Here is a 24,036-nt window from a genome sequence, read left to right on the forward strand (position 1 = left end):
TTTCCGGTTACTGGTTGAGAGAGCAATTGCTATCATGGCTCAGCCTCCACAGTGCCGAGGCCTCCGGTCCTGATCTCAAGTTCCGAGCGTTCCTGAATCTTGTCCACCCGGCCGTCCCGGATCCAGACTACCTGATCGGAGACATTCAGCATTTTGTAGTCATGGGTTGCCGATATGACGGTTACCCCATAGGAGCTGCTCAGGGTTTTGAGCAGTTGGATGATATCCTCACCGGTCTTGAGGTCGAGATTGCCGGTGGGTTCATCGGCCAGGATAATGGCCGGATTGTTGGCCAGCGCCCTTGCAACCGCCACTCGCTGTTGCTGTCCACCGGAAAGCTCAGAAGGGCGGTGAGAGTGACGGCCTTCCAGGCCCACCAGTTGCAGTAACTCCATACCGCGCTCAAGGCTTTCATCGTGGGAGACCCCGGCAAAGGTCATGGGGATGGTCACATTTTCAAGGGCGGTCATGACCGGGATGAGGTTAAAGGTCTGGAAGATATAGCCAATTTTCCGGCACCTGAGCCAGGCGAGTTCATATGCGTCGAGTTGGGCGATGTCCACCTCGTCGATGAAAACTTTGCCGCTTGTGGGTTTATCCAGGCCGCCGATCATGTTGAAAAGGGTTGACTTGCCGGAGCCGGATGGTCCCATGATCGAAATATATTTACCGGTTTCAATCGTCAGATCGATGCCTTTCAGCACTTCGACCACGATTTTGCCAAGATCGAAATGCTTGGTGACATCGGTAACACGAACGATATGTTTTTCCGCCATAGTGGCTCCCTGTTATGGAGTCTGCCCGGGGTGATAAGAATTAGCAGGCAGGGGATTCTGTTGTTTTACTGATCGACCCGCATAGCCTCTACCGGCTGCATTCTGGCAGCCAGAAGCGCGGGGTAGAGAACACCGAGAAGGCTGAGGCCGGTACCGGTCGCGATAGCCCAGGCCGCGGAGATCATGATCTCCTGAAAGGGGTATATCCCGAAAATATCAAGACCGAACCGGATCGTCCCCGAAAATGTCGCTGCCAGAATACCGGCCAGCATCCCGGCAAAAGAGCCGGTCAGCCCCTGCATCGCTGCTTCGAGAACGAAGAGGCGAACGATATAGCGGTCCAGCGCTCCAAGGCATTTGAGAGTACCGATTTCACGAAACCGCTCTGTTACCGACATGAGCTGGGCGTTGATAATACCGACCACACAGACCAGCAGTGAGAGAAAGACGATCCATCGCTGTTTCGCGGTGGCGGCAAGGCTGGTGTCTCCGGGTGCAACGTCATAGCCGGCGGAGATGAGTTTCTGGCCAAGAACCGGATCTCCGGTACTGAGCAATGCCTGGGCCAGATCGTTGCCCACCAGGATGTAGCAGAGAAAGGCCACCGCCAGAACCAGGCTCATGGTGGTGATGAGCGAACGGAAGAAGCGTACCTTGATCGACTGGTATGCCATCTGGACCGATTTGCCCATGGGCAGTGCCACGAGACGCCGCATGTGTCCTCCCTACCTGATGGGTGCTGATCGTTTATTACCTCATAAGTCATTTGGTAGACTGTGAGGGATTTGATGCTCTGAATCTAAAGAAAATATTAGCTAAATCTTAATTTTAGCAGCTATCAATGTCAATGGTGCTGATCGGAAATTGAGAAAAATTCTCCCGGAAGAAGCTTATAAATCCTGTGACAGAAAGGTGGGCGGGGCAGAAACGGTCATCACGCAAAATGTGATGCGATACGGTAACTGTAGAAGATGAGAAGAAAGGTGGGAATTTCGCCTACACTAATTCTTCAAATCTTCGCGGAGCAATCTTTTGCTGGCGGGCCAGGTGGCTCATCAGCAGATCAAGAAACAGAAACGCGTTGTTATTCATGCGCTGGTGGTGGAGCATGATTCCACATCGGCCAGAGGCAATGCTGTTTTCGAGTTCTCGGAGCATGTTCTGCAGGCTCTCTTCCGACGTGAGTTCTTTTCTGGTGTGCAGATCGACATTGACTTGGAAATCAGGCAGAATGTGTGAGAGATCCGGACGGGCACCAATGGAACGTGATATAGCGGCAAAGCCAAGCTCGCCAAGAGCTTCGGCCGTTTCAACGCTGCAGCGATTCCAGGGGGGGGTGAAATAGGGTGAAAGGCTCTCGCCCATGATGTAACGCAACCGCTCCTGGCCTTTCAGAAGTTCACCCTTGACTATAGCCTTCTTCCTGGCAGGGCCGAATTCCTGTTTTTTGCCGGTGGGTTCAAAATTTTTGTGCAGTCGGCCATGCTGGTGCCAGCACCAGAGGGCGTCGTCAGTCCCGGTGATATTGCGGATATCGGCAAATCGTTTTTGGGTGAGCCAGCAGGGTACGACTGCAAGGCAGAGCGGCATCTGGTGGCGCTGAAAGAGCAGAATCAACTGGTGAAAGAGTCTCGACGCCACTCCGATATCATCTGCGCGAAAAAAGAGCTCGATCGGTTCTGTTCCATGGTATGCATCGCAGCCCCGATCGATACTGGCACCCAGTTGTTCGGAAAGGCGAGGGATAGATCGATGGTAGAGTACCGTAGGGCGATAATGCATCAATTATACTCCCTGACACCAGCGTTCAATCTGGAGTCTGCTGCCGACTGCACCATTGAGGTTGATGTCGGCCTGATAGCGGGTTCGACCCAGCATGCTGATTATATGGGTGGCAAGGGTGTGCTCTGTCAGGTCCGTGTCGCCCAGGATGGTGATTGTGGCCTTCCTGGCCAGTCGTCTGGCACGAAAGGCTTGTTCCTGGTTCTGGGCGAAAGGGTAAACCAGAGCAGGAATACCGGCCTGGACGATATTCATACAGGTGTTGTACCCGGCCATGGAAATGGAAAGGTCTGCGGCCTGCAGCCAGTCGGGAAAATGGGCGCTGAAACGGTCGACAGCAGCATTGGGCGGCAGGTTGAGCAAGAGTCGCTGCACGGTGTTTTCCGGACAATATGGCCCACAAAAAAGCTGCATCCGGCAATTCTTGTCGGTATTGAGTTGTTTGAATGCCGCAATCGAGGCGACGAGCAGTTCCTCTCCCACATTTCCCCCGCCGACACTGACCACGATCAGCTTCTCGTTCGCGGCGAGCGAGAGCTGGTGACGCATCTTCTCACGTGACTGTGGTGTGCTTTTCGGGGTGACAAAACCTGTATAATGAATGGGAACATCAATATCCGGGTAACGGTTAAAGGTCTCGCCAAGGGTGATGACGGTGTCATCGGCGTGAACCAGCAAACCGTCAAACAAGCGGTTCAGGGTGGTGATTACCCTTTCTTCGAAACGTTCGCGGTCATTGGGCCGTTCAACAAGAATATCCCGGAGACTGACGAAACATTTGCAGGGGGAAAGTTCACCTTTCCGTATGGCTTTTAAAACTGGGTCGAGCTCAAAACGAAAGGCTTTACGGCCAAAAGGGTAGAGCTCTACCAGGAAAACTTCGGGTCGGAACTTCTCAAAAAACGAGTAAAGGCGAGTGCCTCGCTGTTTTTTGACCTCGTCAAGGGAATAGGCGGAATTGCAGGGGGCAAGATTTTTGAAGTCCGTATCCATCTGCAGTCCAGGTAGCTGGACGAGTGTGATGGTTTTCGGCACATCATCTACCGGCGGACCGCCCACGATGAGCCGTACTTCGTGGTGTTCGGCCAGCTCTTTGCAGATTTCAAGGCTTCTGTGGAAATGACCGATGCCGAGAACATGCTGGCAGTAATAGGCGATTCTCACAAGGCGGCCTCCGGCCTGATATTCAACGGGCCAAGTCGGTACTGGCCTTGTTCGTAGAGGATGTGGTGCAAACAGGCCTTTTCGACGTTGATGTTGTCATCGGGCAGAAAACTGCAACCGGCAACACCGTAGACGAGGCATTTGATAACACCGAGATGGCAGATGACCAGGGTTTTTCCGGCTGGATGTTTGGCACGGTATGCGGCAAGCGCCGCCAAGGTACGATCTCGAACATCTTTTCGACTCTCGCCGTTTGGTGGACAAAAATCCCAGCCTTGTGCTGACATGACAGCCAGCTCGGTGGCAAAGTCCCGGCGTACATCATCAACCTTCAAACCTTCCCAGTCGCCCCAATCCTGCTCGCGCAGCCGCACGTCTTCCGTTATCTGGATTTGCAGGACCTCGTTGATGATCTGGGCAGTTTCCCTTACCCGGCCCAGATCGCTGCAGAGGATGTGTTGCCAGCCGCCATCGGCAAGAAAGGCAGCCCACTTTGCGGTCATCGACCTGCCGTGCTCGGTAAGGGGGGAGTTGCCATGTCCTTGCACCCGCTTTTGACTGTTCCAGACAGTTTCACCATGGCGGAGCAATCCATAAATGTATGGGGTAGTCGTGTTGTGTGTTGTGTCCACGATGAACCTCCGGTTTTTAGCCGATATGGGGTTCGGCACGAAAGATCTCAGCCAGTCGTTCGATCCAGAACCGGTTGTCAAACTGCTCGGCAACCCATGTGTTTCCAGTGTTTATGATGTGTTCGCGCAGTTGCCGATCTTCCAGCAAGGTCATGATGGCCTCTGCCATGGCGTCAGGATCAGACGGTGGTACGGTCAGCCCGGTTTCCCTGTTTTTCAGGATTTCGGGAATGGCCGATACTGTGGTGGAGATGGCCGGTACTCCCATGGCCAGACTCTCCACCAATACATTGGGGATCCCGTCCCTGTCTCCGTTATCAGCAATCTCGCAACCCAACACAAAGAGATCGCTTTCCTTGAAACGGGCCAGCACCTCGTCATGGGTCTTTGTTCCCAGCCAGTGACATTGATCATCGAGGCCCAAAGTGTGGATCAAGCCAAGAATCTTTTCCCGGTCATCGCCATCACCGATCAGGACATGCTGAAAGGATACACCGCGGCTTTTCAGATGTGCAAGGGCACGGTAGATGGTTGGCAGACCTTTTTTCTCGGTGAGGCGGGCAACGGTGAAGAGCCGGTACGGTTCGGTGGGTACAGGCTTTTGCTCTGGATGATTGAAGAGCTCCAGATCGATGCCATGATAGACACAATGGATCGGGGTGGCTGAATCAGGAGCGATGCTGCGCAAGTATTCCGCGTTGTGACGGGTGCAGGTCACAACAAATCGCGCCTCATCCATCTTTTCCCGCAGTTGCTCCGGGTTGGAAGTGTAGATATCCTTGGCATGAGCAGTAAAGCTAAATGGCAATCCGGACAGGATTGCGCCGAACATGGTGACCGAGGTGGGAGAATGGGCGAAATGTCCGTGTAAATGTCGTATTTCCGGTTCATGTAATAGGAAATTGTTTGTCATGTAGCCGGCTTGGAGCAGATGCTTGATGGTGGCAATTTTACCGGTTCGCCTGAACCTGGCTCCAGCAAGCATAAGGGCCTGGCGGTAGCGTCTGGGCTCTTTGCTAGCCAGAAAAATATTTGGGACGAGTAGACGTGGCAGTTCGAGCAGCAATTCCGTTGGTAGATAATCGACCCTGGCCCGGATTTTTTTGACAGAGGCGTGGCTGAAATTTTCCCTTGGCTTTCGCATCGAAAACAGTCGCATGTTAAAACCGAGCTGCTCGAGCATGAGGATCTCATTTGAGATGAAGGTTTCAGAAATGCGCGGATAGCCTTTTAATATATAGGCGATAACGGGTCTGCTGGAGTCGGTCATTGGGATTTTTGTAAGCCAAAAAAGACGGTGATGGTTGGCCGTGATGGCGGATATGGGCAAGGGTGGCGGGTCAGTTGTGTTGTAGATGGTGCAGCTCAGCCAGCATGGTATCTAGCCCGGAAAGCTTGAAGCCACTCATGGCCTCCACGTATCTGTCCTTGTTTTCAATGATCGAGAAGATCTTGTCCCTGAGGAGCTGTGGGTTTACTTCGGTCCAGGGGATGAAATCGAGGAGGCCTCGCTCTTTTAAGCAGGTGGCGCGGATCAGCTGTTCGCGGCGGGGCCATTCGCGGGGAATGATAAGGGCAGGCGTTTTATGGGTGAGAATTTCGCAGATGGTGTTGTACCCTCCCATAGAGATGACCAGGTCCGCCGCCTTCATCATCTCTTCTACTTTGTGGTGGAAGGGTAATGATTTTATCCCATGGAGCTTCGCTCGTCGCTGGACCTCACGTCGCTGGCTTTTCGGCATGAAAGGGCCAGTAATCATGATCGTTTTCAAAGGCAGGGATGTCGGGTAGTAATCATGCATATCAAGATAGTGTTCCAGCATCTCCATGCCGTCACCGCCGCCACCTGTAGTGATCAGGACAAAAATATCATCCTCGAGTATGCGGAATTGCTTGCGGATCCTGCACCTGGTGTTATCTGGTAGGTTCTTGCGGGGAATGTAGCCGGTAAACTTCACCTTGTCCTGGGCTTCTTGAGGTATCTGATACTGGCAGATAGGATCGTATATTTCCTGGTTACCGTATACCCAGATCTGGTCGTAAAGGCTGGTTAGCGAGTTGTAGACGTTTTTTTCCCGCCAATCGTTGATGATGACCTCGCTGTCGTCGAGAATGTCACGCAATCCGAGGATTGAGGTAGTTTGCGGGCACTCTTTTTTGAGCCACTCAAGTGTAGGCAGTACCTCTCTTTTGAGACCGTGTGGTTCCTTATCGACAATAAAAAGATTGGGCTGAAAGGCCTGGGCAGTAGCGAGGATGATGTTGGTACGAATAGATAGCGCGTGTTCCTGCTCAATACGGATGGAAAGCGACTGATAATCGTCGTTGGTTTTCTTAATCATCCCAGGGATCCGGACAAAATCGACTTGTTCAGGGAAGGCGAAACGCCCGGCTATGGGTGAACCGGTCAGAATAAGCACATTGGTGTTCTTGTCACGCAGGTGGTTGGCAATAGCCATGGAGCGGCGAATATGTCCCAGACCGTAGGTGTCGTGGGAGTACATGAGGATGTTGTAGGTGGATGTGCCGCTCATAAATAATACCGGAAAAAAGACGAGGTGATTGCGGAGATGAGGTGCTCCGCATTGCTGAACATATAACGAGCACCTATTCCACTGTATATGACCTGTCAAGTAGGATGGTTTGGCTCTCGCTCTTTATGGGAGTATGGTAATGGCCAAAAAAAAGCCCCTTACCCGATAGGGGAAGGGGCTGTGTAAAAACTACTACGTTCGACTAAAAACTCAATGAGAGTTTATTGCTGATCATGATAATGCTTTCATCGTTGCTGTAGCTGCTACGTTCTCTGAGCAGATTGCCAGCATCCATATAGCCGAAATGCACTTCATAGCTGAGATTATCAAGAAAGCGGTAGATGACACCCAAGTTCGCTTCCCAGGCGGCCTCAGTGTCGAATGCCAAACTTGGCTGCATATTTTGCGTTACGCCTAATACACCTTGCAATGCGATTTCCGGCGTGGCACTGTATTCTGCGGCAATGGCAAAGCCTTTGGCGTTTCTGGCCTGGGCGGTGCCGCGGATGTTGTTTGCTTTGGCAGCATTGACACTCAGAATATCAGCCTTGGTACTAGTGATCATCAGCGGCTCATAATTCTGGAGACTGAGTTTCGACCCACCTTGTTCTCCCAATAAGGCTCCGAGATTGTAGGTCGTTACTTTGTAGACACTATGCGTCTCATTGCCTTCGGCCAAAGCCTGAGTGGCAGTTGTAATCGCGACAAGTGCGATTATGAGAAGCATTAATTGTTTCATTTGTGGTGTCCCTATCCAGTGTCTCACTGTGTATTGGTGTTCTGTGGTACAAAAAATTATACTTAATTCCAATATCGTCCTTTGTTGCTAAAATGTCAAGACGATTTTTACAAAGAAAGTCGACTTAGTTGTTATGTTGGGAACCAAAAGCTTGGGAATAGTTGGTAACTCGTGAAAAACTATGGAAGTTCGCGGATTCAATACTGTACTTGCCACGAAAAAGAAAACGGGATATAGGTACAGCCTGAAAAGCTACCGGGAGTCCGGTGGTGCTGATGATAAGAGATTGAGGAGATACATATGTTGAGCAGGATTGCGGCTGTCATTGTTCTTTGCCTGATGATTACTGGTGTTGTACCTGCAATTGCAGCAGAAAAAGCAGAGCTGTCCCGGGTGATGGTGCTGCCCTTTGACGGGAGTTCCGCCGGCGACTTTCAATATCTGACTGATAGTGTCCGGACCATGATCGCCAGCAGACTGGCGGCCAAACAGAATATAGAAGTTGTGGAATATGCTCTTTCTGCGACAGACCTTGCAGCCTTGCAGGGTGGTGAAGGGGCCGCCGCTGGGGAAACGGTATTCACCAGGTTGAACGCCGACTATTTGATCTCCGGTTCGCTCTATGCCCTGCAGACGGGGCTGAAAATTCAGGCGACCCTCAGCCGTAAAACAACGACACCCGGGGCACGGGAAGGGGGGTTTGCCGTTCTCGCTGAAAATGAAAGCCAAATCATCAGTTCTGTTGAAGAACTGGCTGACGATATCGCCTCTCGGGGAATCGGATCCAGGACAGCAGGAGCGTTATTTGCTGATACCCAGGGCAGCGATAGAGAAGCGATATCCGGATTTGGTACTGAACATCCAGAGAAGATTTTCAAAAAAGGTCTGTATAGTGGGGCAATTGTGGCGGAAGGTGCCATGCAGGTAGAGTCCCTTGGGGTACGAAAAAGTTCGGATTTACCTCTTACCCTTGTCTCCATGGCTACCGGCGATCTGGATGGAGATGGTATCATGGAGATTGTTGCAGCCTCTCGTACCACTCTTGAAATCTATCGTTTTGACGAGACCGTGTTCAAAAAACTTGCAGAATACAAGTTCGATAAATCATACAAGATCCATGCGGTCAATATTGCTGACCTGAATGGGGACGGTGCGCCAGAGATTTATCTCAGTGCAAATAATAAAATTCTTGCGTCGTCAGCAGTTTTTAGCTGGTCGGTTTCTAACGGGTTGAAACCCGTTCTGACTGATATCCGCTATTACATCCGGCCGGTTGAAACACCTGCTGATGGTTGGATTCTTGCGGGCCAGCGAGGCAGCAACGATTATACTCTCGGCTTTGTAGAGAAAAACATCGTAAAACTTGTATTCGATGAAAATACGAAAGGTTATGTTGAAGACAAGGTTCTGCCGTTGCCGGCTAACCTTCACTTGTTCGATTTTGTCTATGCCGAACTTGATGGAAAAGGTGGAAAAGAGCTTGTCGCCGTGGATCGTAACGAAAAAATACTGGTGTATGATGCCTCGAACAGTCTTCTTTGGGTAAGTGAAAACGATTATGGCGGCAGCCGCAATTTTATCGGACCACCGAAAAGTGCGGTAACGTCGGTAGGGGATTTGTTTGGTAAAAACGATAATAAGAAAATAGAACAACTTGTTGTGTTTGTCCCTACGCGACTGCTCGCTGTCGACGTGGATAAAGATGGAATCGACGAAATCATTACCGGTAGCAACAAACGTATTACTCCCAAGTGGTTTGCGAGTTTCAGGGAGTATGACGGAGGTTCTGTTGCCTGTCTGAGTTGGCAGGAAACAGCAATGGCCGAGTTATGGAAAACCAATACTGTTACAGGGTACCTTGCCGATTATATGTACGTGCCTCCTCGTGGAGAAGGGGGCGGAAAAGCAACCAGCGCATTATATATTGCCCAGGTACCGGATACGCAAATGCTGGGATTTGCCTATTCAAGTGACAGTAAGGTTTTGAAATATGAGATGAATGTGTCTATGAAGTAGGCAAGAAGATCATTGCAACACTCATGCGGTGCGGGGGCAGGTATACTTTTTTGGTGTAACGGGTGAGAACAGTACGCGCACCAGTATAAAAAATTAAACCGCAGAGTAAAAAAATCTTGACATGCTATACGTGGCGGGATAAATAACAAGTAACATTTTAAGAAGTAAAAGCCTCTTCTCGTGGATTGGAGCTGCGATGAAGAGATAATAGGGTCCCTTGAGAAGGGGCTACAGTTATTAAGGAGAAAAGAGATGAAAAAAGTAATCCTCGCAGTAGCTGGTCTTGCACTGGTTGGCACCATGGCTACTTCTGCCATGGCAGAGTTTAAGTTTAGTGGTGATGCCCGTGCTCGTATGAACTACAAGAGCAATTTTGATGACACCTGGACTGCTTATCCTGCTGATGATGACAGCGCTGATACGTGGAATAGCCGTACCCGTTTCAAGATTGAAGCAGACACCAAAGGTGGTGCGTATGTGAAGACTCGTGTACGTCTTGCTGAGGGAACTTGGGACGGAACCAGCAATACCCGTAATAAGAACAACAATATTTACACCGACTACGCTTATATCGGCGTACCTATGGGAATGGTGACTGTTGAGGGTGGTCTCATCAATCGTGACGTAACTCCGTTCCTGTATTTTGACGGCCGTGCAGACAGCCTCCAGGTGAAATACAAGAATGACAAGACCGGTTTGGTTGTATTCTTTGATAAAACAGAGGAAAATGAAGCAGACGGTTTTGACTTCAGCGATCAGGATTGGTTCGGTTTCTTGTTGAATCAGGGCTTTGAAGGTGGTTGGGGCTTGACTGTTGGTGGTATTTACCAGGATAACAGTGAAGCCGGATTCGCTGGTACCGTTCAAGTGTCCGGTGCTGTTGCTGACGTAGCTCTGGTTGGTGAGATTGCATATCAGGAGGAAAACTTCCTGTCCGCTACCAATGACGACGGTTGGGGTGGTTACTTACAAGCAACCGTTCCGGTTGGTCCTGTATCACTGCTGGGCATGGTTGGCTTCACAGCTGACGGCTACAACATCGACGAGGCCGATTTCGGACCGTTCATCATGCTGCAGGACTACAGCCAGGTTTCAATTGGTACGGACTTCAGTGAAGTTGGCGAGGCTTTCTGGGCCGCTATTGTTCCGACCTTCCAGGTATCTGAGAAGTTGAGCATCAGCGCTCAGTTCTCATACGTAACTGTTGATCCGTATGCAGCTGGCCTGGATGATCAGGATCTCTTCGAGGTTGGTGGTACTGCAAAGTATGCAATCACCGACGGTGCTTCACTGAGTGCCCAAATTGGTTATGCTGACGTTGACGATCTTGGTGACGAGAATCCTACCGCAGTTGGTCTGTCTCTTGATGTATCCTTCTAATTTAGTAACAAGCTAAGATTAGAAGAGCGTCTTTTAAAGGCGGGTTCCTCCGGGAGCCCGCCTTTTTCTTTGTCTTTTCAAAATGGTTTGAATACCTCATCTTCCACTTGGTCTTCCTGATCGCTTGTGATTCAATATCATTATGGATAAAGCACCACTGACCAAGAGTCGTTTCTATGCATTGCTGATCGCCTGCGGCGTGCTGCTGTCGACCATGGACAGCAGTATGGTCAATGTTGCACTCCCCGAAATAATGCGCAGTTTCGAAGTGGGGATAGGTGAAGTCAAGCTGGTGGTCCTTATTTACCTGATGGTGATCACCTTTTCTCTTGTCTTCTGGGGACGGATTGGCGACGAGTTTGGTAAAGGCAGGGTCTATATCACCGGCATGGTTGTTTTTGCATGCGGGGCTGTTGTCTGTGCTGTAAGCACGCTATTCTCATTATTAATAATTGCCAGGGCGGTGCAGGCAGTTGGTGCTGCCATGATGATGGCCACCGGACCTGCAATCTTAAAGTTTGTCAGTCCGCGTGAACATCTTGGGAAAACACTCGGTTTTGTTGGTGTGGCGACATCGTGTGGCCTCATGACCGGACCACTGATAAGCGGATTTATCCTCTCAGTGACCAGCTGGCGTGGGGTTTTTCTGGTTCCAGTCCCTCTTGCTGCCATGGCGGCTCTTTTAGGAAGTCTCTATCTCCTGCCCGATCTGCGCAAACGCGAGGAATTGCATCACCAGAAATTCGACTGGCAGGGCGGGCTACTGTGGGTTGGGTTTGTCGTGGCGTTTGTCCTGTTGGCCAACGGTACTCTTCCCCATTGGTATTTCAATATCGTGATGATTCTAGCGATCATTTTTTTGCTCTATCTGTTTTTCAAGGTCGAAAAGAGAGCCGAAGCACCGATACTACCGCTGGTGCTGGTACGAAGACGCTATTATTGGACCGGTGTCGCGACAGCGGGCATTTCATTTGGTGCACTTTTTATTGTACTTATTCTGCTACCGTTCTATCTTGATTATATTCTTCAATATTCTCCCAGAAGAATTGGCCTGGTCATGATGGCCCTTCCGGTGAGTCTGGTGGTCATGTCCCCTATGTCTGGTTGGTTGTATGACCGGTTGGGCAGTGCCCGAGTGATTTCTACAGTTGGGTTGCTGATAAGCACAGTTGCGGTTCTATGTCTTCTTCTGCTTGATGGCGATTCTTCGTTTTTTGGTGTCTGCTGGCGGCTGACATTGCTTGGCGCAGGTCAGTCTGTTTTTCTTTCACCAAACAGCGCATCAGTGCTCAGCAAAGTTCAGGACTCCTATGCAGGGATTACTTCAGGTATCCTGGCAACAGCAAGAAATTTCGGGATGCTGAGCGGAACGGCATTGGCGGGGACAACTTTTTCGCTTCTCTATGGTCGCTTGACCAGTGGAAAGAGTGTACTGCACTTCACTCACGACTATGGCGATGCTTTTCTATTCGCACAACGCTCTACCCTGGCCATTGCACTTCTTCTTCTGTTCTGTGGTTGTTTGATCTCCTGGTCACGGGGCCGCTAGACGACTTTTGGGCAGTTTGACGATTGCGGTCATGCCGCCACCTTCATTGTGCTGAAGGGCAAAAGTGGCATCATGCATCTCGGTAATTTTCTGTACAAGGGTGAGACCCATGCCGGTGCCATATGTTTTCGTGGTGAAAAAAGGATCGGCTGCCATCCGGAGGTTGTTATCGCTGATGCCGGAGCCGGTATCGTTGATGCTGATCTCAATAGTATGTTCTTTTTCCTGGCAGCTGACTTTGAGTGTGCCGCCGTTGGGCATAGCCTCAATACCGTTTTTCACTAGGTGGAGAAAGACCTGTCGCATTTTAGTAGCGTCAACATGCATTATCGGACTTTCTCCTGGTAGATCTAGCTGATACGTAATGTTGGCATTTTTCATGGTGGCGTAGAAGATCATCACGCTGCGTCGGATCAACGGGTAGAGTTGATGGTCGGCAGGGCTCAATTCGCTATCTTCCACGAAACTGAACAGATCCTCAAGGGTCGACTCGATCTTTGCCGCCTCCCGGGTGATGATATTCAAAAAGCTGGCGATATAATCGTCGTCTGTTTTCTTGGCAAGTAAGCGGGCTGTCCCCCCGATGGAGGTGATCGGGTTGCGGATAACGTGTACCAATTGAGCCGACATATGGCCGACGGCAGAGTATCGTTCTGAAGCCACCAGCAGATCTTTACTTCTCTCCAGCTCCTGGGTAACAAGCTCCAATTCCCTGATTTTCAGTCGCATATCCTCATAGAGATGACTGTGCTCTATGGCAAGACTCGCCTGACTAGCAAAGATTTCCAGGGTCAGGATATCTTCCTGACTGATTTTCTTTCTCGTGACAAAATTGTCGACGATGATCACTCCCAGTGATTTGCTGGGAGAGTAGAGGGGCACGACGATGAAAGTGTCATGGTCAAGTGTACGCAGCAATTGCTCCGGTACATCATACCCGTACCCGTAACCATCCACGACCATGATGCTCTGTCGCTTACGGCCGGCTGCCACCAGAACATGATTGCTTTCGGTGATGGGGATATTCAGCTGACGGGCAACTCGGTTAATGGCTACGTCTCCTTCAGATTCTGAGGACTGAACATGGGTGATGATGTCCTGAAGGTGCAGGTCTTTCTGCTTAATCGATTCCCAAACTCTACTGGCGTCCTCACGGGTGGCAGGACCGATAGCCAGGCGGCCTTCAAGCATTTGGGTTTCTTCGTTGTAGAGGGCAAGAAAAGCCCGGTTGAATTTCAATCCCTCTTCTGAGGTGATCCCGACTAGAATGGCCTGTAGTATACCTTTCAGCTCTACGGTACTGAGATAAACCGAGTTCATCTTCAGGTTAAGGGCATGAAGAAACTGGGTCCGGTAATTCGTGGATTCGAGTTCGCTTTGAAATTTACGGTTATCAATCGCCAGCCGGCGTTTTTTCAGGGTCGATCTGACGATATGGCTGAACTGTTTGATGGTGACCGGCTTAGTGAGATAGTCATCGGCTCCCAGCCTGAGGCAGTCCAGGGCCGTGGAGAGATCGGTGGTGCCGGTAACCATGATAATTCCGAGATCGGGATATTTCGGTACGATATCATGGAGTACTTCATTACCATCCCTGTCGGGAAGCCCTATGTCGAGAAGAACCAGCGCGATGCGGCTGGTCTCAAGTAAAGTATACAGCTCGGCGGCACTTCCGGCTTGAAAGACGGTGAAACCCTGATTTTCAAGATAGCGATTGAGCAGCAAGACCACTTCGGGGGAGTCATCGACAATAACCACCGCTTCGCCTTTATCGAGCAATTCTGCCGAGGCTAATAACGGTTCATTATCTGAGGCGTTGAGCAATTCAACCATATGCCTGCCTGAGGTGGGCGTGAAAATAGCTGTTTCGGACAAAAAAAATCGAGCTGGTAATAACACGCTTTCCGGTTTTACGGGTAGGATGCAGATGTCCCGGGGGCTGGATCTATTTTGGCAGCCATGAGCATGTTTAACATAATCGTAGTGCCGGTCTTGTGCTGCCTCGGATCAGTTACCGCCGTAACTGCAGTACGGCCGGAGCGCACAAGGGAAGTATTGCCTGTGAAATTGGTCTACTCGTGTATGCATTTCTATTGTATACTCAACTCCAATTTTTTGAAATACAATCCACCCATTGAGGGTATGTAAAATGTTTCTTCCGGGGGAGTAGTTAGTATTTTCTCCATATTGTTTTTTGGGTGGTGATTGTAAGAAAAGCAAAGTGCATCATTTGATATTGTTATGTAGATATATGATGTTACATTCATGTTCAGCTTGTTATACACGCTCACTTACTATCGTAACGGCTCTATCCGCCTTTCGAGTTTACTGTTGATCCAGTTATAAAGAATGTCCAATTTTTTTTCGCCAGAAGGCCCCCTTGCAGGCTATCTTGAGAACTATGAACCGCGCTCCGGTCAACAGACTATGGCTGCCGCTGTTACAGGAGTGATCTCGGGAGACACCGATTCTGTGTCGGCAGAAGGGGCACGATTACTGGTGATTGAGGCAGAAACTGGTATTGGTAAGACGCTTGCTTATCTTGTTCCTGCTGTGCTTTCAGGTCGACGTGTGGTTGTTTCCACTGCCACCCTGAATCTCCAGGACCAGATTATGAACAAGGAGGTTCCGCTGATCAGCCGGGTTCTCGGAAGAGAAATCCCTGTAGTGTGTATTAAAGGTCGCCAAAATTATCTTTGTCTCTATCGCTGGTTTCAGTATCAGGGTTCCGGCCAGTTTCGTGAGGAAGATCATACTGATTGCAGTATGATCGGCAAGTGGCTTGAGCATACTACAAGCGGTGATCGTGCCGAACTTGAATCGTTGCCTGAACGCTCCTCATTGTGGCCGCGAATTTCCGCCCAGTCCAACCAGTGCCTTGGCAGTGATTGCCCAGAGGCGACCAGTTGCTTTGTCAATCAGTTGCGAAAGAGAGCGGGTTCAGCCTCGCTCCTGGTAGTTAATCACCATCTCTTTTTCTCTGACCTGGCTTTGCGACAGGGTGGCTTTGGTGAGGTACTTCCGCGCTATGAAGGAGTAATCTTTGACGAGGCACATCATATCGAAAATGTCGCCACCGCCTTTTTCGGTAAAGGATTTAGCCAGTACCAGCTTATTGACCTGGTGTCAGATATCGAACGGCAGGCCGAGACCGATCTTGATCCGAACCGTTACGACAGGATCGTCGGTTCGGCAAAGGGTCTGAAGCAGCGGACCGATGAGTTTGCTTCCCTTTTTCCTGTACAGACAGGGAAATTCCACCTGCTCGAGTTTGTTCGCCACTATTCGTATAGCCGCTGGCATCAGGAAGTTGATCTGCTCGCCACCGGCATTAAACGCCTTGCTAAAGATCTGGGTGACTGCAGCGGTTTCGGTGAAGGCTGGCGTACTCTGGAAAAGCGGGCTTTAGAACTGGCGGACAATCTTCTTGAGATTGCGCTTACCAACGATGCTGGCGAAACTGATGGGTATGTGCACTGGTATGAACGACGAGAGCGATCAGTTACGTTATCGGCTACTCCGGTGAAGGTGGCGGATCACTTACGGAAAACGCTGTATTCTGGCGTCGACTGGTGTATCATGACATCGGCGACGCTTTCGTCTGGCGGCGATTTCAGCTATTTTCAGCAGCGGCTGGGCCTTGACGAGAGTGTTGAGTTTCTTCGCCTGCCGTCTCCGTTTGATTATCAGCGGCGGACCCTAATCTATATCCCGGAAAAGGGTTTTCCCGAGCCTGCTGATCCGGCATATCAGCATATCTCCTGTCGAAGGGCAGCGGAGTTGTTGCAGCTGAGCCGTGGCAGGGGACTGGTGCTTTGTACGAGTTTTCGCGGGATGGAAAGTATGGCTGCCTATCTCGAGGCTCATCTGGAATATCCGGTCTTTGTCCAGGGAAATGGTTCGAGAAACAGCCTGCTTCAGAAGTTCAGGGCAAATAGCGGCTCGGTACTTGTGGCAGTTGCCAGCTTCTGGGAAGGGGTCGATGTTCAGGGCGAAGCGCTCAGCTGCGTCATAATCGATAAGCTGCCTTTCGAAGTACCCAGCGACCCGGTAATTCAGGCGCGCATCCAGGCTGTGACCGAACAGGGTGGCAATGCCTTTTTTGATTTTCAGGTTCCGCGTGCTATTCTGACTTTGCGGCAGGGCGTTGGTCGGTTGATGCGGGCGGCGGGTGATAGTGGTGTCATTGCCATTCTTGATGTGCGGCTCTTCACCAAAGGCTATGGCCTTAAATTTCGGGCAAGCCTGCCACCGTCACCGGTGGTGCGGTCGTTGCACTCTGTTGGCGATTTTTATGGTACATCTGAAATTGATTGATAAAGCGGCCGTTGGGAATTGATCGGTTACAGCCGAAAAGCTGGTCCTATGGCTTTTACCGAATCCTGCAATAATGTGATGAAAAATGGCGGATAAAGAACAACTCATGGCGGCCGTCAAGGTCGAGGCGGAAAAGATAGATGCAGTGATGCTGGAAGATCTGGCTCGTCTGCGACCTGAATTCGACCCCCTGCTATCCGATGTGCTTGAATACGGCCTCTTTAACGGTGGTAAACGTATCCGCCCATTGTTGGTCGTGCTGTGTGCCCGACTGGCCGGCAGCAATGATGAGAAAGTTTACGAGCTGGCAAAAGCCTTTGAGTATCTGCATGCTGCCACCCTTTTCCATGATGATGTGATCGACAATGCCCTGACCAGACGCGGCAGGCCGGCGGTCAACAGGCAGTTCGGTCTGGTGGCAGCGATTCTGGCCGGTGACTTCCTGCATGCCCGTTCCATGGAGATAGTCGGAGAAATGACCGGCAACGATGGGCTCCGTGTGTTTTGCCAGGCCACTGCTGGAATGGTAGACGGTGAATTCATGCAGCTGAGAAACGCTTCAGAGACAAATCTGTCTAAGGTGGATTATGCCGAAGCAATTATGGGAAAAACTGGGCTGCTCATTGCCGCTTCCTGCGAGATTGGGGGGCTTTTTGGTGGCGCAACCCGAGTGCAGCAACAGGCTTTGCGCACGTATGGGGTGGGGCTTGGCTGTGCTTTCCAGATGATCGACGATCTGCTCGACTATACCGGCGACGAGAAAAAAACCGGAAAAAGGGTCGGCAACGATCTGGCTGAAGGGAAAATGACGTTGCCGTTGATTGAGACACTGGAGCGTGCTGATCAGTCTGATCGTGAACTGCTCGAAAAAATCCTCAAAGATCAGATTTTACGAACCGAACAGTTTCAGGTGGTGAGCGGGCTCATTGACAAATATAACGGCTATGATGCAACTCGCAGAAAAGCTGAAGCCGCCGTACAGGATGCGGTGGCATCACTTGACTGCTTTCCCGGAACCGATACCGATCCGGCCAAACAGACCCTTCTCGCACTGACGAGATATGTGTTGAATAGACACAAATAAGCGCATTGTCGCGACGAAAATTATTGCTAAAGTACGCAGGACGGATAACAGGTTGCCGTATGTGGAAGAGGACGAACGGAAAAAAGACAGCCAGGAAATCACGGGCAGGAAAGGGGCGAGCAAAAAAGCGCAGGATTTCCATGGTGCGACTTTTCGTGGTGATCTCTCTTTTGGGATTTTTTCTTTTTACCGTGGGCACAGTTGGTTACGTGATATTCTTTCGGACGGTACTTGCCTGAAAGACTTTCCAGCTGCCATCCATACTTCTGGGAGTTGCGGATGAAAAGAATTGGACTGATAGGTACCGGTAAGCATGGCAGCCGCTATGCCAATCACATCATAACCGATATTGACACCTTTGCTCTCACCGGCATCAGCCGGCGCTCAGAAGAGGGGTTTAACCAGGCCAAAGAGTGGGAGACCTGCTATTTCCCTGACTGGCGTGACCTTGTTGCCAGTCCTGATGTCGATGCCCTGGTGGCGGTCACGGTACCTTCGCTGAATTTGGATATTGCCAGACTGTGTGCCGAGCATGGCAAACCCTTACTCCTGGAAAAGCCCTTGGCGGGGAACGGCCGGGATGCGGAAGAGATTGTCCGGGTCATGAGGGAGGCAGGCTGTCCGCTCACCGTAGGGCAGACGCTTCGTTATAATCCTGTGATCGGTTCATTGCAAAAGCAGCTGCCACACTTGGGAAGGCTCTACTCCCTGGCGGTCAATCAGCGTATCGAACCATCAACTCTTGCCTGGCATGATGACCCGGAAGTAGCTGGGGCAGGTGTCATCATCCATACCGCCGTCCATGTCTTCGATGCCTTAAAGGTTATCACCGGATTACGGATCAGACGTGTAATGGCGGCGTCACGTTGTGTCCATAGCAGCTGTCTGGAAGACCTGGTTATCGTCTTGCTGGAATTTGAAAATGGGGTTTTAGGGACCCTTGATGTCAGTAAGGTAGGGCACGCCAGGAGTGGCCGGTATGAATTTATCTGCCAGGAGGGACAGCTCCATGGCGATCAGATTCATTGTTTTACCAAGACCATTCGCCATAGCAGCGTCGTTTTCCAGGAGCAACTTGAGCAGGTACCAACCATTCTGCCATTGCTTGAAGATTGGGCCTCATTTCTGGAGACTGGTCAGAACAATCCGGTCACTGGTGAGGATGGCCTCTATGCGGTAAAGGTGTGCGACTGCTGTCTTCAATCGGTAGCAGAAAATCGCTGGATCGATGTGTGATTGCTATATGTCCATGCACTCTAAAGGTCAGCAGAATGCCTGATAGATGGCTGTCAGCCACAGGCCGCCGGCAAGAAACAGGCTGAGGAGCACAGCAGCGCTGCCCATATCTTTGGCCCGCTTCGCAAGAACATGGTAGTCGGGTGAGACCATGTCGACCACTGCCTCCACGGCAGAATTGAGTAACTCTACGATGAGCACCAAAGCGTTGGCAGCCAGAAGGGCAAGTTTGAAGGCCAGGGATACCGGTACGAAATAGATTACCGGCAGTAGCAGTATGAACAGTATGGCCTCCTGGCGGAAAGCTTCTTCATACTTGAAGCCGGAAATGAGGCCGTCGAGGGAATAAAAGAAGGCCGAGAATATCCGGGATATACCACGTTTATTTGATTTCATCTGGTGGTCGTTCTGATCGAGAATTGATATGGATTTAATAACCGCCAATGTTGAGACGGCCAGTGTCTTGTATGACATAGCCACCTTTAATGGCTCGGAGATTATGGCCCAACTCTCAGCGTGTGACAATGAAAATCTGGTTCGGTTTCCTTGTAAATTTGCGAAACTAAGATCATCGTCCACGTGATCCAATGCTCCGTTTCAATAGACAGGGCCACCTTGCGAGGTGGCCCTGTCTGTTATAGAGCTCTGAGAAATGATGAAACACTCAGTGTTTGAAAGAGCGCTGGCCTGTATACATCATGGCAACTTTTGGCTCTGCTTCATTACAGGCTTCGATGGTCTCGAAGTCTCGCATGGAGCCACCTGCTTGGAGAATGGCAGTAATTCCCTCTTTAATTCCTACATCGGCACCATCCCGGAAAGGGAAAAAAGCATCTGAGATCATGGTGCAGCCGGGTAGACCGGCGCGGTCAGCCTGAACCTTGGCATCGATCTCTTCCTTCTCTGCCATTTTCCGCTCACCCTTTGTGATCGCCAGCTCAAGATCGGCATACGGGATGCCGTATTTGTCAAAACAGAGAATGTCGGCATATTTGATATAGGCCTTGTGTACCGCAATTTCTGCAACGCCAACGCGGTCTTGCTCGCCGGTTCCGATGCCGACGGTGCAGCCGTCCTTCACATAGAGTACAGAATTGGAAGTGACTCCATGCTCGATAGCCCAGCCGAAAATCATATCATCGATCTCCTGTTGGGTGGGCTCACGATCACATTGATACTCCTTGCCTTGCCATGAAGCTGTAGCAGGTTTCAGATCTCGTATTGAGCGAATGGAATTTACTGCTGACTGTTGAACAATGATGCCTCCATCGATAAGACTCTTAAAATCAACAAAACGATATTTCTCGAATTCGGCTAGCCGATCGATACGGTTCATCCGAATAATTCGTAAATTTTTGCTCTTTTTCAAGATTTCGAGTGTTCCAGCTTCAAATTCAGGGGCGCACACCACTTCAAGATAATTGCTGGCAAGCATTTCAGCCGTATCCTTATCGCAGGGACGACTCATGACCACTGCACCACCGAAGGCGGCAATACGGTCTGCTCGATTAGCACGATTGAAGGCATCGGCTAGAGTCGATCCATAGGCGGCCCCGCAGGGATTATTATGTTTGAGGATAACCGCGGCGGGTTTATCCATCAGGTACTTGAGGATATTAAGTCCGTTATCTATATCGGTGAGGTTGATCTTGCCCGGATGCTTGCCGACCTGTAGCATATCCTCCACCTCGATGGCCGACACCAGTCCGTTACCTGGCTCGATATAATGGCAGTCGCCGAGAACAAGATTGCCGTTGACCAGTTCAAAGAGAGCTGCCTCCTGATCAGGGTTCTCTCCATAGCGAACACCGCGCTCATCGACACTCCCGTCAGGTTGGGAAATTTTCCAGGTTCGTTTTTTGTAGACGAGTTTCTGCTCACCAAAGGTGATGGTCATTTCCATCGGGAACTGGTCTCCCAGGATGGTGCTGTACATTTTCTTCAAATCACTCATGGCTGACTCCGGATAGGTGTTAATAATCTGAAAAGAGTAGGAAATGTTTCGTAGTAGCTGTTGCTGTAAGTAACAGACCGCGTGTTTCTGGTAGTGACTTTAAGTTTTGTTTGGGTCGTGCTGGAAGCACTCGTTGAAACGATGTCGGGTTACTGAAGAATTCGAGTAATGAAAACGCGCCTGCGCCGCTTAAGCGTATGGTGCATAACGTGGATGGATTAACGAGAATGCCGTGGACAACGAGGCTGCTGTATTGAAAAAACGATGCAATAAATAAATTTACCCGTATTTGACTCGATTGCCAATATTCTTTGGCAATCGAGTGATAAACAGTCGTCTAGAATGTCGTACTGTGAGGGGCAACTATCGTCTTATCAGGCATTGAACAATCGTGAAGAACGGCATACGGGCCAATCTCAACGTTGTCGCCAAGTTTACAATTCGTAAGTATGGCGCCATTGCCAATGACACATTTTTTGCCGACTATTGTTGTGCCATGAATTTGCACGCCACTTTTTATAAGACTATCCCGCCCCACGATCGCTGCAGATGAGATGGAGACTGTTTCTGGTGATTGAATGGTTACGCCCTGCAGCATAACTTCGACATTTCTACGTTGCTGCAACTGGCCGTGGGCCTCGGCAAGTTCAACCCTGGAATTTACACCAAGCACATCTTGTGGTCGCGGACAGACATATTTTTCGACCTTCCGAGCCTCTCGAACAGCAATGGCCACAATATCAGTTAGGTATACTTCACCTTGACTGTTATTGGTGTCTACCTGCGCCAGTGCGGTAAAGAGAAACTGTTTATCGACACAGTAGATACCTGCATTGATTTCCTGGATAGCTTTCTGCTCTATGGAAGCATCCTTTTCTTCAACGATACCCAACACGAGGTTGTTTTTGTCGGTAATGATTCGACCATAATTGGTTGGATTGTCGAGAAGGGTGGTCATCACCGTCAAATCGGCACCGCTATTGCGGTGCGTGGCGTACATTTCCTGTAGTGTTTCCGGTCGAATAAGTGGAGTGTCACCGCAAAGGACCATAACCGTGTCTGTTGTTCCAGGAATTGCATGTTCAGCAATGGCTACGGCGTGGCCGGTTCCGAGTTGTTCTTCCTGGGTCACCGTGATGACTGAATAAGGTGCAACAGACTTTTCAACAGCTTCACGCTGGTGGCCAACGATAACCACCGTTCTCTCAGGGGAAAGAGGAGCGATAGCCTGAAGTACGTGATGGAGCATAGGAGCAAAAAACACCTCATGCAGGACCTTGGCTTTGCCGGATTTCATTCTGGTGCCTTTGCCGGCTGCCAGTACGATAACGGAGAGTTGCGGATTGCTGGTCATCTATGTTCCTCGCTTTGGGTGGTTGAAATGGAATGTTGCTGAGTTTTCAGGGATAGATATATACGAAGAGATACGATTTTCCGCAAGAACTCTTCAGGCATCTTCAATGATATTAGATGGTTTGATCTGTGTAATTTTATCTTCTATTACCGTATGTGCAGAGAGGCAAGTGGTTCTAGGGACATTGAAAATGCTGAGGAATCAAAATGAATGACTAGTGGTACTTCTAGGAAGGCAGGGTTACGGCTAACAAGAAATGACAAATTAAATAATTGTTCGATAACGCTAAACTAAAAAGAGCAGGGTAGATGATACCTATCCCAACGGGAATCCATGAACTTTCAAGGCGAGGTATAGAAGTCTTCACACAAACAATTAGGGTAGGAGATGGAAATGATCTTACGAACCATTGAACAGTATCGTCCCACTGAAGATGAAGAATACATGAATAGTAATCAACTAGAGTATTTCAGAGTTCATCTCATGATGTGGAGGTCCGAGTTGATTGCCTCATCCAGAAATTTTATCCAGACCCTCAAAGAGGTTGATATACGCAAACCTGATCCTATTGATCAAAGTAGCGCCAATACGGAAATGACAGTTGATTTTCAGACGAGAAATCATCAGAACCGCTTGCTAAGGCAGATTGACTATTCACTGAGCCGAATAGCAGAAGGGGAGTATGGCTATTGTGAAATTACCGGTGAAGAGATCGGGCTGAGAAGATTGTTGGCTAGACCGGTCGCAACCATGTGTGTTGAAGTGCAGGAGCGCTATGAGCGATTGCCACATAGAAGCATGCAGGATTTGTATGTTTGAGTGAAGAAGAGGAGAGGTGACAAGGGTAACATTTTAAAATGGCTTGGTAAGGTGGATAAAACTTGACGCTTTGGGCGCAAAGATAGCCCATATCACTTGTTGTCCTTCACGCCTTTGGACTGAAAAACAAAACGCCCCGATCAGATTACTCTGATCGGGGCGTTTGTATAAAGAATCGGCGGTGACCTACTCTCCCACACGGCTTCCCATGCAGTACCATCGGCGCTGAAGAGCTTAACTTCCGTGTTCGGAATGGGAACGGGTGGATCCTCTTCGCTATGACCGCCGAAAAATCTTTCGGCTGTGAGGTGTAAGGGGTGAGGGGGAAGGGGACTTTAGTTTCGCGCCGGAGGCGCCAAACTGTACACTCCTTACTCCTATCACCTAACTCCTCACTATCAATAAAAAAGATAATCGAATAGTAGAGTAATCAGTAGTCAGTGTTAATCAAAAAAATGTGGATAAGCCGCACGGCTTATTAGTATCGGTAAGCTCCACGTGTTACCACGCTTCCACACCCGACCTATCAACGTTGTAGTCTACAACGAGCCTTGAGATGGCTAATGCCATGGGAAATCTCATCTTGGAGTGGGCTTCCCGCTTAGATGCTTTCAGCGGTTATCCCTGCCGAACTTAGCTACCCAGCAATGCCCCTGGCGGAACAACTGGCACACCATAGGTTCGTCCACCCCGGTCCTCT

The 24,036-nt window shown here is 50.0% G+C and carries 19 protein-coding genes and 2 rRNA genes; 7 read left to right on the forward strand and 14 right to left on the reverse strand.

The window, feature by feature from the left end; genetic code table 11:
* Nucleotides 1-32: 32 nt before the first annotated feature.
* The 8 genes from BUF15_RS22590 to BUF15_RS22625 all read right to left on the reverse strand — a co-directional run bounded on the left by BUF15_RS22590 (nt 33) and on the right by BUF15_RS22625 (nt 7,627).
* Nucleotides 33-776 carry an ABC transporter ATP-binding protein gene (locus BUF15_RS22590; RefSeq protein ID WP_073616051.1) on the reverse strand — a complete coding sequence of 248 codons (744 nt, stop codon included), beginning with the start codon at nt 774-776 and terminating at the stop codon, nt 33-35.
* A gap of 65 nt (nt 777-841) precedes the next feature.
* On the reverse strand, nt 842-1,492 hold the full coding sequence (locus BUF15_RS22595) for an ABC transporter permease (RefSeq protein WP_073616053.1): 651 nt from the start codon (nt 1,490-1,492) through the stop codon (nt 842-844).
* A gap of 280 nt (nt 1,493-1,772) precedes the next feature.
* Nucleotides 1,773-2,558 (reverse strand): polysaccharide deacetylase family protein, encoded by a 786-nt coding sequence (locus BUF15_RS22600; protein WP_073616055.1) that lies wholly within the window; start codon nt 2,556-2,558, stop codon nt 1,773-1,775.
* A gap of 3 nt (nt 2,559-2,561) precedes the next feature.
* Complete coding sequence (locus tag BUF15_RS22605; RefSeq protein WP_073616058.1) at nt 2,562-3,722, reverse strand: glycosyltransferase family protein; 1,161 nt, start codon at nt 3,720-3,722, stop codon at nt 2,562-2,564.
* Nucleotides 3,719-4,354 (reverse strand): histidine phosphatase family protein, encoded by a 636-nt coding sequence (locus tag BUF15_RS22610; RefSeq protein WP_073616060.1) that lies wholly within the window; start codon nt 4,352-4,354, stop codon nt 3,719-3,721. The genes BUF15_RS22605 and BUF15_RS22610 overlap by 4 nt, the downstream gene beginning before the upstream one ends.
* A 16-nt stretch (nt 4,355-4,370) precedes the next feature.
* Nucleotides 4,371-5,624: a glycosyltransferase family 4 protein gene (locus BUF15_RS22615; RefSeq protein WP_073616062.1), complete on the reverse strand. Its 1,254-nt coding sequence runs from the start codon at nt 5,622-5,624 to the stop codon at nt 4,371-4,373.
* A gap of 70 nt (nt 5,625-5,694) precedes the next feature.
* A complete protein-coding gene (locus BUF15_RS22620) occupies nt 5,695-6,888 on the reverse strand; it encodes a glycosyltransferase family protein (RefSeq protein WP_073616064.1) in 1,194 nt (397 codons plus the stop codon).
* Between the two features lie 202 nt (nt 6,889-7,090).
* On the reverse strand, nt 7,091-7,627 hold the full coding sequence (locus tag BUF15_RS22625) for a hypothetical protein (RefSeq protein ID WP_143170841.1): 537 nt from the start codon (nt 7,625-7,627) through the stop codon (nt 7,091-7,093).
* A 300-nt stretch (nt 7,628-7,927) separates the two neighbouring features.
* On the opposite strand from BUF15_RS22625, the gene BUF15_RS22630 reads away from it, so the two are divergent.
* From BUF15_RS22630 to BUF15_RS22640, 3 genes are all read left to right on the forward strand, one after another.
* Nucleotides 7,928-9,643, forward strand: coding sequence for an FG-GAP repeat domain-containing protein (locus tag BUF15_RS22630; RefSeq protein ID WP_073616067.1), 1,716 nt, complete (start codon nt 7,928-7,930; stop codon nt 9,641-9,643).
* A 252-nt stretch (nt 9,644-9,895) separates the two neighbouring features.
* Nucleotides 9,896-11,023, forward strand: a complete 1,128-nt coding sequence (locus BUF15_RS22635) for a porin (RefSeq protein ID WP_073616069.1) — start codon at nt 9,896-9,898, stop codon at nt 11,021-11,023.
* Nucleotides 11,024-11,165: 142 nt separating this feature from the next.
* Nucleotides 11,166-12,572 (forward strand): MFS transporter, encoded by a 1,407-nt coding sequence (locus BUF15_RS22640; protein ID WP_073616071.1) that lies wholly within the window; start codon nt 11,166-11,168, stop codon nt 12,570-12,572.
* On the opposite strand, the gene BUF15_RS22645 is transcribed toward BUF15_RS22640, so the two are convergent.
* Complete coding sequence (locus BUF15_RS22645; protein ID WP_073616073.1) at nt 12,558-14,405, reverse strand: response regulator; 1,848 nt, start codon at nt 14,403-14,405, stop codon at nt 12,558-12,560. The genes BUF15_RS22640 and BUF15_RS22645 overlap by 15 nt on opposite strands.
* A gap of 516 nt (nt 14,406-14,921) precedes the next feature.
* Between BUF15_RS22645 and BUF15_RS22650 the strand changes: the two genes are divergently transcribed.
* From BUF15_RS22650 to BUF15_RS22665, 3 genes are all read left to right on the forward strand, one after another.
* Complete coding sequence (locus tag BUF15_RS22650) at nt 14,922-16,889, forward strand: DNA repair helicase YoaA (protein ID WP_073616075.1); 1,968 nt, start codon at nt 14,922-14,924, stop codon at nt 16,887-16,889.
* Nucleotides 16,890-16,974: 85 nt separating this feature from the next.
* Nucleotides 16,975-17,973, forward strand: coding sequence for a polyprenyl synthetase family protein (locus BUF15_RS22655; RefSeq protein ID WP_073616077.1), 999 nt, complete (start codon nt 16,975-16,977; stop codon nt 17,971-17,973).
* Nucleotides 17,974-18,252: 279 nt separating this feature from the next.
* Nucleotides 18,253-19,209 (forward strand): Gfo/Idh/MocA family protein, encoded by a 957-nt coding sequence (locus tag BUF15_RS22665; protein WP_073616081.1) that lies wholly within the window; start codon nt 18,253-18,255, stop codon nt 19,207-19,209.
* 27 nt (nt 19,210-19,236) lie between these two features.
* Here BUF15_RS22665 and BUF15_RS22670 read toward each other — a convergent pair whose 3' ends face one another.
* The 3 genes from BUF15_RS22670 to BUF15_RS22680 form a co-directional block, all read right to left on the reverse strand.
* Complete coding sequence (locus tag BUF15_RS22670; protein ID WP_200802456.1) at nt 19,237-19,683, reverse strand: diacylglycerol kinase; 447 nt, start codon at nt 19,681-19,683, stop codon at nt 19,237-19,239.
* 190 nt (nt 19,684-19,873) lie between these two features.
* Nucleotides 19,874-21,163: an IMP cyclohydrolase gene (locus BUF15_RS22675; RefSeq protein WP_073616083.1), complete on the reverse strand. Its 1,290-nt coding sequence runs from the start codon at nt 21,161-21,163 to the stop codon at nt 19,874-19,876.
* A gap of 337 nt (nt 21,164-21,500) precedes the next feature.
* A complete protein-coding gene (locus tag BUF15_RS22680; protein WP_073616085.1) occupies nt 21,501-22,517 on the reverse strand; it encodes a bifunctional UDP-N-acetylglucosamine diphosphorylase/glucosamine-1-phosphate N-acetyltransferase GlmU in 1,017 nt (338 codons plus the stop codon).
* A gap of 393 nt (nt 22,518-22,910) precedes the next feature.
* Here BUF15_RS22680 and BUF15_RS22685 point away from each other — a divergent pair, with 393 nt between their 5' ends.
* The gene (locus tag BUF15_RS22685; protein ID WP_200802457.1) at nt 22,911-23,336 is read left to right on the forward strand and encodes a TraR/DksA C4-type zinc finger protein; all 426 of its coding nucleotides are present in this window, start codon (nt 22,911-22,913) and stop codon (nt 23,334-23,336) included.
* Between the two features lie 173 nt (nt 23,337-23,509).
* On the opposite strand, the gene rrf is transcribed toward BUF15_RS22685, so the two are convergent.
* Both rrf and BUF15_RS22695 read right to left on the reverse strand, forming a co-directional pair.
* Nucleotides 23,510-23,626 (reverse strand): 5S ribosomal RNA (rrf, locus tag BUF15_RS22690).
* Nucleotides 23,627-23,793: 167 nt separating this feature from the next.
* Nucleotides 23,794-24,036: ribosomal RNA gene (locus BUF15_RS22695) — 23S ribosomal RNA — on the reverse strand; the annotation flags it as partial.

The sequence above is a fragment of the Desulfopila aestuarii DSM 18488 genome (genome assembly GCF_900143695.1).
GTDB classification, from domain to species: domain Bacteria; phylum Desulfobacterota; class Desulfobulbia; order Desulfobulbales; family Desulfocapsaceae; genus Desulfopila; species Desulfopila aestuarii.

What these genes read in the sequence shown, in the direction of transcription:
- BUF15_RS22590 (WP_073616051.1), bottom strand. Translation starts at nt 776, where the DNA reads ATGGCGGAAAAACATATCGTTCGTGTTACCGATGTCACCAAGCATTTC.
- BUF15_RS22595 (WP_073616053.1), bottom strand. Translation starts at nt 1,492, where the DNA reads ATGCGGCGTCTCGTGGCACTGCCCATGGGCAAATCGGTCCAGATGGCA.
- BUF15_RS22600 (WP_073616055.1), bottom strand. Translation starts at nt 2,558, where the DNA reads ATGCATTATCGCCCTACGGTACTCTACCATCGATCTATCCCTCGCCTT.
- BUF15_RS22615 (WP_073616062.1), bottom strand. Translation starts at nt 5,624, where the DNA reads ATGACCGACTCCAGCAGACCCGTTATCGCCTATATATTAAAAGGCTAT.
- BUF15_RS22620 (WP_073616064.1), bottom strand. Translation starts at nt 6,888, where the DNA reads ATGAGCGGCACATCCACCTACAACATCCTCATGTACTCCCACGACACC.
- BUF15_RS22625 (WP_143170841.1), bottom strand. Translation starts at nt 7,627, where the DNA reads ATGAAACAATTAATGCTTCTCATAATCGCACTTGTCGCGATTACAACT.
- BUF15_RS22630 (WP_073616067.1), top strand. Translation starts at nt 7,928, where the DNA reads ATGTTGAGCAGGATTGCGGCTGTCATTGTTCTTTGCCTGATGATTACT.
- BUF15_RS22635 (WP_073616069.1), top strand. Translation starts at nt 9,896, where the DNA reads ATGAAAAAAGTAATCCTCGCAGTAGCTGGTCTTGCACTGGTTGGCACC.
- BUF15_RS22640 (WP_073616071.1), top strand. Translation starts at nt 11,166, where the DNA reads ATGGATAAAGCACCACTGACCAAGAGTCGTTTCTATGCATTGCTGATC.
- BUF15_RS22645 (WP_073616073.1), bottom strand. Translation starts at nt 14,405, where the DNA reads ATGGTTGAATTGCTCAACGCCTCAGATAATGAACCGTTATTAGCCTCG.
- BUF15_RS22650 (WP_073616075.1), top strand. Translation starts at nt 14,922, where the DNA reads ATGTCCAATTTTTTTTCGCCAGAAGGCCCCCTTGCAGGCTATCTTGAG.
- BUF15_RS22655 (WP_073616077.1), top strand. Translation starts at nt 16,975, where the DNA reads ATGGCGGATAAAGAACAACTCATGGCGGCCGTCAAGGTCGAGGCGGAA.
- BUF15_RS22665 (WP_073616081.1), top strand. Translation starts at nt 18,253, where the DNA reads ATGAAAAGAATTGGACTGATAGGTACCGGTAAGCATGGCAGCCGCTAT.
- BUF15_RS22670 (WP_200802456.1), bottom strand. Translation starts at nt 19,683, where the DNA reads ATGTCATACAAGACACTGGCCGTCTCAACATTGGCGGTTATTAAATCC.
- BUF15_RS22675 (WP_073616083.1), bottom strand. Translation starts at nt 21,163, where the DNA reads ATGAGTGATTTGAAGAAAATGTACAGCACCATCCTGGGAGACCAGTTC.
- BUF15_RS22680 (WP_073616085.1), bottom strand. Translation starts at nt 22,517, where the DNA reads ATGACCAGCAATCCGCAACTCTCCGTTATCGTACTGGCAGCCGGCAAA.
- BUF15_RS22685 (WP_200802457.1), top strand. Translation starts at nt 22,911, where the DNA reads ATGATCTTACGAACCATTGAACAGTATCGTCCCACTGAAGATGAAGAA.